Below are 10,865 nucleotides of genomic sequence, written 5' to 3' on the forward strand. Positions count from 1 at the left end.
CGGGGGAGAGCCGACTGACGGACTGTCAGTGGCGTGTGCGAGCCTGGGACGTCGACGACCACGGGGGAGGTGCCGGATGAGGACACCGCGCAGCGAGTACGGTCCGGGCATGCTGGGCGAGGAGCTGGGCCTGTCGCAGCGTCTGATGCGCCGGGCCCGGCGGCTGGGCCACGTGCCGGAGCCGGACGTCGAGGGCGGGCGCTGGTCGCGGGCGGCGGCCGAGGCGTTGGTGGAGCGGCGCGACGACATCGCCGCGGAGCTCGCGGCGGAGGAGGCCGCGCGGGCCGCGCGGCTGGCCGAGGAGACGGCCCGCGAGCGGGACGACTACGGGCCGGAGGTGCTGCGGCGGCGGCTCGGCCTGGTGGGCTGGCAGTTCGCCGAGGCACGGGAGCGGGGGCTGGTCCCGGAGCCGGACGTCGAGGGCGGCCACTGGTCGGCGGCCGTCGAGGCCGGGCTGAGGGCGGGTCTGCCACGGATCCTCGCCGCGCTGGGGGACGGCCCCCGGGTGGGGGCCGTCAAGGCGGCCAGGGCGCTGGCGGACTCCACCGGCCTGGAGGTGACGGCCGCGGACGTCCAGCAGCTGGCGGAGGCGGGCGTGCTCCGGGCCGCCGGCGAGTACAAGGGGTGGCCGACGTACAGCCAGGAGGCCCTCGCGGCGGTGCCGGCCGAGGCGCTGGAGGAGGTGGTCGCCACCCGGCTGGTCAGGGTCGAGGCCGCCGCCGAAGCCGAGGCGCAGGCCCGGACCCGACGGCTGGCGGACAGCCTCTCGGAGGCCGAGGCCGCCGAGGAGCTCGGCTGGTCCGCGCGCCGCCTGCAGCTCTTCGCCGCCCGCGGCGGCCTGACCCGCGGACCGGACGGCCGCTACGACCGCGCCGAGGTGCTGGCGCGCTACGCCGCCGACCCCTGGCGCGGGGAGTCCGCCGGCTGAGTGCCGGGTCAGCGGGCGTCGCGCTCGTCCACCAGGGCGTTGTACGCCGCCACCTGGGCACGGCGCGCGGTGCGGCGCAGGGGGTCCAGGACGGCCTGGCGGGAGGCCATCTCGGAGGCGCTGACCGCGGCGCCGTGGCTGTCGGAGGCGATCGCGAGCAGCGCGGAGACCTGCCGCGCCGACTCCAGGACGCGCACGGCCCGCGGCGGGTAGCCGGGCGCGAGCAGCTCGACGTGGCCGCGGCGGCGGTAGGCCTCCAGGGCGCGCAGCGCCTCCGGGCCGGCGCCGGCGACGTCGAGGCGGGTGAGCAGCAGGGTGGCCTCGCGCAGGCCGTCCGCCATCTCGCGCTCGGCCTCGTACAGCGAGGGCACGTCGGCCGGCGGGGTGTCGTTCACCTCGGCGCAGCGCCAGAGCACCGTCGCCGAGCGGTCCCCGGCCGGGCCGAACACCTCGACCTCGGGGACGAGCCCGAGCGGAACGCCGACCGCCAGCACGGCCTCGCCCGCGCCGAGCGCGCGGTCGTTGAACGCCGGCGGGCCGGTCAGCCCGAGCGGGTGCCCGGCGCTCGGCAGGGCCAGCCGCAGGCCCTTCACGCCGAGGACGCGCAGCCGTCCGAGTGCCCAGGTGAGCCCGTGCCGCTCGCCCGGGGCGTCCCCGGGGAGCCCGGTCACCCGGTGGCTCTCGTCGGCCCCGAGGACGGCCGCGGCGGCGTTGTCGGGCGGCACCAGACCGGCCAGCAGGGCGTTGCCCCAGGCGGTCAGCCGCCCTGAACGGGGCTCTTCGTACGGATTGTCGGCAGGAGTCGCGAGCATCCGGCCAGCCTACGGAATCGGCGGTCATCCGCGTGGCGTAGGTTTGCCCATGCGTGTGCGGCGCACCCACTCCGTGCCACCCGGCCGCCGGAGTAGGCTGCCCGCCCGCACCGACGGCCGTGATTCGAGTTTGGGGAAGGCGTAGGCATGAGCGACGTGCTGGAGCTGGTGGACGTATCCGTGGTCCGGGAGGGGCACGCGCTGGTCGACCAGGTCTCGTGGTCCATCTCGGAGGGCGAGCGCTGGGTCATCCTCGGCCCCAACGGCGCCGGCAAGACGACCCTGCTGCAGATCGCCTCCACGTACCTCTTCCCGACCTCCGGCAAGGTGTCCGTCCTGGGCGAGAAGCTCGGCGAGGTCGACGTCTTCGAGCTGCGCTCCCGGATCGGCCTGGCCGGCGCCGCGATGTTCGACAAGCTGCCCGCCGAGCAGACCGTGCTGCAGACGGTGATGACGGCCGCGTACGGCATGACGGTCAGCTGGCAGGAGCAGTACGAGCAGACCGACGAGTCCCGCGCGCTGGTGCTGCTGGACCGCCTGGGCATGTCGAACCTGACCGCACGCAAGTTCGGCACCCTCTCCGAGGGCGAGAAGAAGCGCACCCTGATCGCGCGCGCCCTTATGACCGACCCCGAGCTGCTGCTGCTGGACGAGCCGGCGGCCGGCCTCGACCTCGGCGGCCGCGAGGACCTGGTCCGCCGCCTCGGCGCGCTGGCCCAGGACGAGTTCGCGCCGGCCATGGCCATGGTCACCCACCACGTCGAGGAGATCGCCCCCGGCTTCACCCACGTCCTGATGATCCGTCAGGGCAAGGTGCTCACCGCCGGCCCGATCGACACCGAGCTGACCGCGCGCAACCTCTCCAAGTGCTTCGGCCTGCCGCTGACCCTGGAGCGGCACGGGGACCGCTGGTCCGCGCAGGGCCTGCCGCTCGGCTGAGGCCCGCGGCCGGGCCCGCCGGGCCCACGCCGGAGCCGCCGTACGCCACTGAACTCCGCTGAACTGGGACCGGTCGCACGTGCGACCGGTTTCCGTCCCTCCACCTGCGGGAACTGTCCGCCTCGAAGGCCCTTCGCTCCCTAGGATGGACACGTGGACAGCTGGATCTGGTGGCTCCTCGCCGCCGTCGGCCTCGGCATACCGCTGGTGATCACCGCGATGCCGGAGTTCGCCATGTTCGCGGTGGGCGCGCTCGCCGCGGCCGGTGTCGCCGGGCTGGGCGCCGGGGTGGTGTGGCAGGTCCTGGCCTTCGTCGCGGTCTCGGCCGGGCTGCTGGTCGTGGTCCGGCCCATCGCCTACCGGCAGATGACGAAGGGCCCGCAGGTCAAGATGGGCATCGAGGCGCTGAAGGGCGCCACCGCGGTCGTCGCGGAACAGGTCGACGGGGAGGGCGGGCGGATCAAGCTCAACGGCGAGATCTGGTCGGCCCGCGCGCTCAACCCCGGCAGTGTGTACCAGCCGGGGCAGCAGGTCGACGTCGTCGAAATCCAGGGCGCGACCGCCCTGGTCGTCTAGGGGAGAGTCCGTGGAACCCGTCCTTATCGTCCTGGTCGTCCTGGTCGTGGTGGCATTCATCGCGCTGATCAAGACGATCCAGGTCATCCCGCAGGCCAGCGCCGCGATCGTGGAGCGCTTCGGCCGCTACACCCGGACGCTCAACGCCGGCCTGAACATCGTCGTCCCGTTCATCGACCGGGTCCGCAACCGGATCGACCTGCGCGAGCAGGTCGTGCCCTTCCCGCCGCAGCCGGTGATCACCCAGGACAACCTGGTCGTCAACATCGACACGGTGATCTACTACCAGGTGACCGACCCGCGGGCCGCCACCTACGAGGTCGCCAGCTACATCCAGGCCATCGAGCAGCTCACCGTCACCACGCTGCGCAACATCATCGGCTCGATGGACCTCGAATCCACCCTGACCTCCCGTGAGGTCATCAACGCCGGCCTGCGCGGCGTCCTGGACGAGGCCACCGGCAAGTGGGGCATCCGCGTCAACCGCGTCGAGCTGAAGGCGATCGAGCCGCCGACCTCCATCCAGGACTCGATGGAGAAGCAGATGCGCGCCGACCGTGACAAGCGCGCCGCGATCCTCACCGCCGAGGGCTCCCGGCAGGCCCAGATCCTGCGGGCCGAGGGTGAGAAGCAGGCCGAGGTGCTCAAGGCCGAGGGTGAGGCCCAGGCCGCGGTGCTGCGCGCGGACGGTGAGGCGGCCGCGATCCGGACGGTCTTCGAGGCGATCCACGACGGCGACGCCGACCAGAAGCTGCTCGCCTACCAGTACCTGCAGACCCTGCCCGAGCTGGCCAAGGGCGACTCCAACAAGCTGTGGATCATCCCGAGCGAGGTCGGCGACGCCCTCAAGGGCCTCGGCGGCGCGTTCACCGGCCTGGCCGGCAACGGCGGCGCGAACGGCGGCGCGGTCGCCGCGCCCAGCGTGCCGGCCCCGGCCGCCACCCAGGTCCCGCTGGACCCGGCGGCCGGCCCGCGCCCGCTCGACACCGACACCAAGGGCGCCGCCCGCCCCCGGGTCGACCCGGCCCGCGAGTACCGCAAGATCGACCCCGAGTGACCGTCTGACCGGCAGGCCGGCCGAGTGGCCGGGCCACCGCGCGCCGAGGGCCCGCCCCCGTTCCGTACGGGAGGCGGGCCCTCGGCCGTTCCCGGTCCGTTCCCACCTGTTCCCGGCCCGTTCCCACCTGTTTCCGGCCGTTTCCGGCCTTCCGGGGGTGTGTTGTGCATCCCGAATCATGGGCGGCTCTGGTAGGCCCGGCCCCCGTCCGGCATGATCGCCCCGGACGGGACCGAGAGGACCGGACAGGACCGGGCAGGACAGGACCGAGAGGAGAGATGACCCATGACGCTCTGGGAGGCGATCGCCGTCCTGGTGGCGGGCGCCGGAGCCGGGATGATCAACGTGATCGTCGGCTCCGGAACCCTGATCACCTTCCCCGTCCTGCTCGCCATCGGCATCCCGCCGGTCACCGCCAACGTCTCCAACTCCTTCGGCCTGGTGCCCGGTTCGCTCAGCGGCGTGATCGGCTACCGCCGCGAGCTGGCCGACCAGGGCCGACGGCTGCTGCGCCTCGGCTCCGCCTCGCTGCTCGGCGGTCTGGTCGGTGCGGTGCTGCTGATCGAGCTGCCGAGCTCGGCGTTCGACGCGATCGTGCCGGTGCTGATCCTGCTGGCCCTCGTCCTGGTGGTGATCCAGCCGCGGGTGGCCAAGGCGGTCGCCGCCCGCCGCAGGCCCGGGGGAGACCCGGACGGCGGCCTGGTGCTGCTCGGCGGGGTCTTCCTGACCGGAATCTACGGCGGCTACTTCGGCGCGGCCCAGGGCGTCCTGCTGATGGCGCTGATGGGCATGCTGCTCCAGGAGGACCTCCAGCGGATCAACGCCGTCAAGAACGCCCTGGCGATGATCGTCAACGGCGTCGCCGCGGTCTTCTTCCTCTTCACCTCGACCGTCAACTGGGCCGCCGCGGGCCTGATCGCCGTCGGCTCGCTCTGCGGCGGCCTGCTCGGCGCCAAGGTCGGCCGCAAGCTGCCGGCGCCGGCGCTGCGCGGGATCATCGTGGTGGTCGGCCTGGCGGCCGTCACCAAGCTGCTCGTCAGCTGATCATTCATCAGCTCTTCTTACTCTGGGAGACGCCATGGCGCTGGAGATGCGCGACACCTGCGAGCGTTGCGAGGTGTCGCTCGCCCTGGACGGCCCCGCCTTCATATGCTCCTTCGAGTGCAGCTTCTGCGCGGACTGCACCGGGGCGATGGCCGCAACCTGCCCGAACTGCGGCGGCGAGCTGGTGCCCCGTCCGCGCCGGAAGGCCTGACGCCCCACCCTGACCTCCGCCTGGCTCACCCAGACCTCCGGGCCGGGCTTTCATCCGACGCACGGGAGCGGTCCGATGAGCAGCAGAGCACGCCTGACCGAGGACGAGATCACGGCCGCGCTGGCCGGCCTGCCGCAGTGGACCCGCGAGGGCGGAGACACCATCGTCCGCACCGCCGACGCCCGGGACTTCCCGGCGGCGATCCGGGTCGTCGTCGCGGTCGCCGAGCAGGCCGAGGCGCTGGACCACCACCCCGACATCGACATCCGCTGGCGCACCCTCCGCTTCGCGCTCTCCACCCACAGCGCCGGCGGTCTCACCACCCTCGACTTCACCCTCGCCGCCCGGATCGACACCGCGTTGAGCGCCGAGACCGCCTGAGCGGCGTTCACCCCGGGCCGCGCCCGGGGGGGTGTCCGTGCCGCGCTCGTGCCGCGTCCGTGCCGCGTCCGTGTCGCGTCCGCGTCGAGGCCGGAAGGGGGCGTTCCGGGGCACCCGGGAGGCTCCCGGAGCGGCGTGAGATGCTGACTGCCGCACTGCTGGCGGTCGGGAGGGACGGAACGGATGGCTCAGGATCCCCTCGGAGACGCCCAGCAGCAGCCGTGGTACCCGCAGCAGGCACAGCAGGAGTGGCCCGCCGGGTACCCGGAGCAGCAGCAGTGGCAGGTCGCCCAGGGGTACGGATCCACCACCGGTACCGCCGACGGGCACGACGCCCAGGGCTACGACCGGACCGGTCATGCCCGGAGCGACTACGGCCAGAGCGGTTACGGCCAGGGTGGTTACGGCGAGACCGGCCACGGCCAGAGCGGCTACGCCCAGGCCGGGTACGGGGAGACCGGGTACGCCCAGGCCGGGTACGGGGAGACCGGGTACGCGCAGGGCAGCGGCTACCCGGACGGGCAGTACCAGCCGTACCACCAGTACGCCGAGCACGAGCAGCAGCAGTACGCCCCGTACGCCGTCCCGCAGCAGCCGGCCGGTGAGGAGCTGTACGCCCCGGTGGGTGCCGCGTACTCCGCCGACGGGTACGTGCAGCTCGATCCCGAGCCGGACCGGGAGGCGGACCGCGACCCGGCACCCGAACCGCTCGCACCGGTCGCAGGGACGGAACCGCCCGCCCGCCGGGCGTCCGGGCGCCGGGGCGGCGCTCCCGCCGGGAACGGCGACGGAGACGCGAACGCCGGCGGTCGTGACGGCAAGGCCGGTCGCGACGGGGACGCCGGTCGCGACGGGGACGGGTCCGCGCGGAGCGGGCTCGCGGCAAGGGCCCGGGCCGCCGCCGACGCGGTGGTCTCCGCCGAGCACGCGCCCAGCCGCCGCGCCCTGACGATCCGCGCCGGCGCCGGTGTCGCCGCACTCGGCGTGCTGGTGGTGGCCGCACTGATGGTCGGTGTCGAGGGCGGCGGCAGTGCCTCCGCCGACAACGCCGGCGGTGAGCCCGGCTTCGCCGTCGCCCACGCCAAGGCCTGGTCCGCCCAGCCCGCCGCCGCGCTCCAGTCGGGCGCCGACGACACCCTGGTCGGCAGCTGGGCGCTGGCCGACGCCGTGGTGCGCGCGGACGCGACCGGCGTCCACGCCTACGACCGCACGGACGGCAAGCCGACCTGGTCGGTCGAGCCGCCGGCCGCCGGCGCCGTCCCCTGCGGCCTCTCGCCGAACGTCAACCAGGCCGGCCTCGGCGCCGCCCTGTTCCGCACCCAGGCGGACCCGAAGAGCCCGTGCACACTGGTGGCCGCCGTGGACACCAAGACCGGCAAGAACGCCTGGACCAAGACCGTCTCCGACGCCAAAGGCACCTACAACGCCCACGTCGGCGTCACCGACGACAAGGTGATCGCGGTCGGCGACGACCGCGCCGTCGCCTGGGAGTCCGCCGACGGCAAGGACGTCTGGCAGTACACCGGTCAGGGCAAGTTCTGCACGCTCTCCGGCGGTGTCGCGGGCAAGACCGTCATGGTTGCCAGCTCCTGCGCGGACTCAACCCCCGTCGACCAGGCCGTCTCGATCGGCACCGCCGACGGCAAGGTGAGCTGGTGGCGGGGTCTGAACAACCAGCCGAAGACGGTGACGGTGCTCTCCGCCGAGCCGTCCGTCGTCCTCACCACCGGTGAGAAGCCCGAGGACGACAAGGTGTTCGCCTGGGGCCCGACCGGTGACCCGGCCGCCGAGATCCCCGTGCGGGCGGCGGAGGGCCGGTTGGACGTCGCGCACGGCACGTTCTCGGCCACCCCCGATGTCTTCTTCCAGGACCGGACGATGGTCACCACGCTGGCACCGGCGAGCGGTGGCGGTGCGGTCTCCGTCGTCGGCTACGACCTGGACACCGGTCGGCAGCGCTGGAAGACGGCCGCCGGCGAGAAGGGCGTCGTCCGGGCGGTGGGCGTCGACGGCGGCGCGCTGGTGCTCGCCGCCGACGAACGCCGTGACCAGCCGGCCCACCTCAGCCGCTTCGCCCTGGCGAACGGCCAGGAGGCGGTCGGCGGCAACTTCCCGGCCGGCACCGGCTCGCTCCTGGTCTCCGGCCGGGTGCTGATCGGCGGCGGCCAGGTCGTCGCGGTGCCCGAGCACGCGGCCACCTTCGGCACGGCGGCCGGGTACCAGGCCAAGGGCTGAGCGCGCGCCGAGGGCGGTCGGCAGCTCCAGTCCCTGCCCCGGCCCGGTCCCTTGCTCCGGCCCGGTCCTTTGCCCCGGCCCGGCCCCGCCCCGGCTACGCGGCGGAGGGCGCCGGGGCCACCGTCGGCAGCCACTCGGCCAGTTCACGGACGTCCGAGCCGCGCAGGCCCAGGGCCATCATGAGGGTGGCCTGCGGCGTCGGTACGAAAGGCTTCCGCAGCAGCTTCATCCCGGCCTGCTCCGGCGTCCGGTCCGCCTTGCGCTGGTTGTCCTCGGCACACGCGGCCACGGTGTTCATCCAACTGTCCGCCCCGCCGCGCGACCGGGGCTGCAGGTGGTCCACGGTGGTCGCCCGGCGCCCGCAGTAGGCGCACAGGTGCTGGTCCCGGACCAGCACGCCACGACGCGACCACGGAGCCTGTTGTCGGAACGGCACCCGTACGTACCGTTGCAGTCTGATCACCCGGGGCACCGGGACGGTGATGCCCGTCCCGCGGACGCTCCGCAGCGGGTGGGCCTGCTCCACCACGGCCTTGTCCTGGAGTACCAGGACCACGGCACGCTGGAGGGACACCGTCGTCAGGGGCTCGTAGCTTGCGTTCAGAACCAGCGTGCTGCGCACCTCGGCCCACCCTTTCCAGAGGCGTGCCACGGCGGCACGACCGTCTCCACACACGTCACTGCCGCCGCACGGCGGTGGAACCACTCTGAAGGGGCCCGGGGCCGACGAACAACGGAATTTCCGGTGTCGGACAGGGGCGTGGCGGTCGGCGGCACCCTCCCCGCGGGCCGCCTCGGCGAAAACCCGCTGGCCGGGACCGCGTAGGCTCTACAACGCTGGAGCCGTTCCGCACCGGGGCCCGACAGAACCGGGTCCGCACCGGGCGGACGCCCGACCGAAGGAGAAGCGTGACCGTGACGGACATCGTCGACGAGCTGCAGTGGCGCGGGCTGATCGCCCTTTCCACTGACGAGGACGCACTGCGCAAGGCGTTCGCGGACGGCCCGGTCACGTTCTATTGCGGCTTCGACCCGACGGCCCCCAGCCTGCACCTCGGGAACCTGGTGCAGATCCTGACCATGCGCCGCATCCAGCAGGCGGGGAACCTCCCGCTCGGCCTGGTCGGCGGCGCCACCGGCCTGATCGGCGACCCGAAGCCCACCGCCGAGCGCGTGCTCAACGACCCCGAGACGGTGGCCGGCTGGGTCGAGCGCCTGCGTGGCCAGATCTCGCGCTTCCTCGACTTCGAGGGCCCCTACGCCGCGCGCATGGTCAACAACCTGGACTGGACCTCCGGGATGTCGGCCATCAGCCTGCTGCGCGACGTGGGCAAGTACTTCCGCGTCAACAACATGATCGCGAAGGAGGCCGTCGCGCGGCGGCTCAACTCCGACGCGGGTATCAGCTACACCGAGTTCAGCTACCAGATCCTCCAGGGCATGGACTACCTGGAGCTGAACCGCCGCTACGGCTGCGCCCTGCAGACCGGCGGCAGCGACCAGTGGGGCAACCTCACCGCCGGCACGGACCTCATCCGCAAGGCGGACGGCAAGTCGGTGCACGCGCTGGCCACCCCGCTGATCGTCAAGGCCGACGGCACCAAGTTCGGCAAGACGGAGTCCGGCACGGTCTGGCTCGACCCCGAGCTGACCACCCCGTACGCCTTCTACCAGTTCTGGCTGAACGCCGACGACCGGGACGTCCCCAACTTCCTGCGGATCTTCAGCTTCCGCTCGAAGGAGGAGATCGAGGAGCTGGAGCGCGAGACCGCCGAGCGCCCGGCCGCCCGCCTCGCGCAGCGTGCGCTGGCCGAGGAGCTCACCACGCTGGTCCACGGCGCCGATCAGTACGAGCGCGCCGTCGCCGCCTCGAAGGCACTGTTCGGCCAGGGCGACCTCGCCGACCTGGAGGCGCCGACCCTGGCCGCCTCGCTGGCCGAGGTCCCCAAGGCCGAGGTCGCCGAACTCCAGCCCGTGGTCGACCTGTTGGTCGCCGTCGGCCTGGCGCCCAGCCGCTCCGCGGCCCGCCGGACGATCAAGGAGGGCGGTGCCTACCTCAACAACGTCAAGGTGACGGACGAGGAGGCCGTGCCCACCGAGGCCGACCTGCTGCACGGCCGCTGGCTCGTGCTGCGCCGCGGCAAGCGCAACCTCGCCGCGGCTGAGCTGGTCGCGGCCGGCTGAGGGTGGCTGAAACCGCATGACCGCTGACCTGCGGTTCTGAACACCGAGGGCCGGATCTGGACAGATCCGGCCCTCGGTGTTTGACGCGGCCGTCCGGCTGGCCTAGTGTTGGACGAGTCGCTTGAAGCGGGCAGGTGCACGGAGAGGCCGAGAGGCCACCGCGGACCGGCCGGAGCGGCCATCACACTCAGCAAGTCCTAACTTTCACTCGATGCCCATTCGGTTGGGTCGGTTGGCATTTTCGTCGACCAGTGAAAGCGGGGAATTTCGAGCAAGTCTCGAAATGCGCTAATGTGGAGGTCGCCGCAGAAAAGCGGACCTGACCAGCCAGGTCGGATGAATGAAACTCCGGAAAACGGAGCGGAAAACATCTGGTAAGCTGGGAACACGAAAGAACGAAGCGCCCGGAGGGCCCGCTGGAAGGCGGTCCGAAGGAAGTGTCCGTTCCTTGAGAACTCAACAGCGTGCCAAAAGTCAACGCCAGATATGTTGACATCC

The 10,865-nt window shown here is 72.8% G+C and carries 11 protein-coding genes; 9 read left to right on the forward strand and 2 right to left on the reverse strand.

Annotated features, from left to right (window positions below; translation table 11 throughout):
- The first annotated feature begins 76 nt into the window (after positions 1 to 76).
- Positions 77 to 928 carry a hypothetical protein gene (locus J5Y04_RS11460; RefSeq protein ID WP_209411838.1) on the forward strand — a complete coding sequence of 284 codons (852 nt, stop codon included), beginning with the start codon at positions 77 to 79 and terminating at the stop codon, positions 926 to 928.
- A gap of 8 nt (positions 929 to 936) precedes the next feature.
- Here J5Y04_RS11460 and J5Y04_RS11465 read toward each other — a convergent pair whose 3' ends face one another.
- Positions 937 to 1,740, reverse strand: a complete 804-nt coding sequence (locus J5Y04_RS11465) for a hypothetical protein (RefSeq protein ID WP_209411839.1) — start codon at positions 1,738 to 1,740, stop codon at positions 937 to 939.
- A 147-nt stretch (positions 1,741 to 1,887) separates the two neighbouring features.
- On the opposite strand from J5Y04_RS11465, the gene J5Y04_RS11470 reads away from it, so the two are divergent.
- The 7 genes from J5Y04_RS11470 (at position 1,888) to J5Y04_RS42840 (ending at position 8,183) form a co-directional block, all read left to right on the forward strand.
- The gene (locus tag J5Y04_RS11470; protein WP_209411840.1) at positions 1,888 to 2,679 is read left to right on the forward strand and encodes an ABC transporter ATP-binding protein; all 792 of its coding nucleotides are present in this window, start codon (positions 1,888 to 1,890) and stop codon (positions 2,677 to 2,679) included.
- Positions 2,680 to 2,832: 153 nt separating this feature from the next.
- Complete coding sequence (locus J5Y04_RS11475) at positions 2,833 to 3,255, forward strand: NfeD family protein (RefSeq protein ID WP_148642383.1); 423 nt, start codon at positions 2,833 to 2,835, stop codon at positions 3,253 to 3,255.
- Positions 3,256 to 3,265: 10 nt separating this feature from the next.
- Positions 3,266 to 4,312, forward strand: a complete 1,047-nt coding sequence (locus J5Y04_RS11480; RefSeq protein WP_209411841.1) for an SPFH domain-containing protein — start codon at positions 3,266 to 3,268, stop codon at positions 4,310 to 4,312.
- A gap of 285 nt (positions 4,313 to 4,597) precedes the next feature.
- On the forward strand, positions 4,598 to 5,356 hold the full coding sequence (locus J5Y04_RS11485; RefSeq protein WP_209411842.1) for a sulfite exporter TauE/SafE family protein: 759 nt from the start codon (positions 4,598 to 4,600) through the stop codon (positions 5,354 to 5,356).
- Positions 5,357 to 5,390: 34 nt separating this feature from the next.
- Positions 5,391 to 5,567: a DUF1272 domain-containing protein gene (locus J5Y04_RS11490; RefSeq protein WP_209411843.1), complete on the forward strand. Its 177-nt coding sequence runs from the start codon at positions 5,391 to 5,393 to the stop codon at positions 5,565 to 5,567.
- Between the two features lie 75 nt (positions 5,568 to 5,642).
- Positions 5,643 to 5,948, forward strand: coding sequence for a 4a-hydroxytetrahydrobiopterin dehydratase (locus J5Y04_RS11495; RefSeq protein WP_209411844.1), 306 nt, complete (start codon positions 5,643 to 5,645; stop codon positions 5,946 to 5,948).
- A 183-nt stretch (positions 5,949 to 6,131) separates the two neighbouring features.
- Positions 6,132 to 8,183: a PQQ-binding-like beta-propeller repeat protein gene (locus tag J5Y04_RS42840; RefSeq protein WP_209411845.1), complete on the forward strand. Its 2,052-nt coding sequence runs from the start codon at positions 6,132 to 6,134 to the stop codon at positions 8,181 to 8,183.
- A gap of 94 nt (positions 8,184 to 8,277) precedes the next feature.
- Here the strand turns inward: J5Y04_RS42840 and J5Y04_RS11505 are convergent, their stop codons facing one another.
- Positions 8,278 to 8,805: an HNH endonuclease gene (locus J5Y04_RS11505; RefSeq protein ID WP_209411846.1), complete on the reverse strand. Its 528-nt coding sequence runs from the start codon at positions 8,803 to 8,805 to the stop codon at positions 8,278 to 8,280.
- Positions 8,806 to 9,098: 293 nt separating this feature from the next.
- Here J5Y04_RS11505 and tyrS point away from each other — a divergent pair, with 293 nt between their 5' ends.
- A complete protein-coding gene (tyrS, locus tag J5Y04_RS11510) occupies positions 9,099 to 10,367 on the forward strand; it encodes a tyrosine--tRNA ligase (RefSeq protein WP_148642376.1) in 1,269 nt (422 codons plus the stop codon).
- Positions 10,368 to 10,865 lie beyond the last annotated feature (498 nt).

Origin of the sequence: Kitasatospora sp. RG8 (assembly GCF_017813315.1) — a bacterium.
GTDB lineage: Bacteria > Actinomycetota > Actinomycetes > Streptomycetales > Streptomycetaceae > Kitasatospora.

Excerpts from the sequence above, each read along its gene's own strand:
- J5Y04_RS11490 (WP_209411843.1), top strand. The coding sequence starts at position 5,391 with ATGGCGCTGGAGATGCGCGACACCTGCGAGCGTTGCGAGGTGTCGCTC.
- J5Y04_RS42840 (WP_209411845.1), top strand. The coding sequence starts at position 6,132 with ATGGCTCAGGATCCCCTCGGAGACGCCCAGCAGCAGCCGTGGTACCCG.
- J5Y04_RS11495 (WP_209411844.1), top strand. The coding sequence starts at position 5,643 with ATGAGCAGCAGAGCACGCCTGACCGAGGACGAGATCACGGCCGCGCTG.
- J5Y04_RS11470 (WP_209411840.1), top strand. The coding sequence starts at position 1,888 with ATGAGCGACGTGCTGGAGCTGGTGGACGTATCCGTGGTCCGGGAGGGG.
- J5Y04_RS11465 (WP_209411839.1), bottom strand. The coding sequence starts at position 1,740 with ATGCTCGCGACTCCTGCCGACAATCCGTACGAAGAGCCCCGTTCAGGG.
- J5Y04_RS11485 (WP_209411842.1), top strand. The coding sequence starts at position 4,598 with ATGACGCTCTGGGAGGCGATCGCCGTCCTGGTGGCGGGCGCCGGAGCC.
- J5Y04_RS11460 (WP_209411838.1), top strand. The coding sequence starts at position 77 with ATGAGGACACCGCGCAGCGAGTACGGTCCGGGCATGCTGGGCGAGGAG.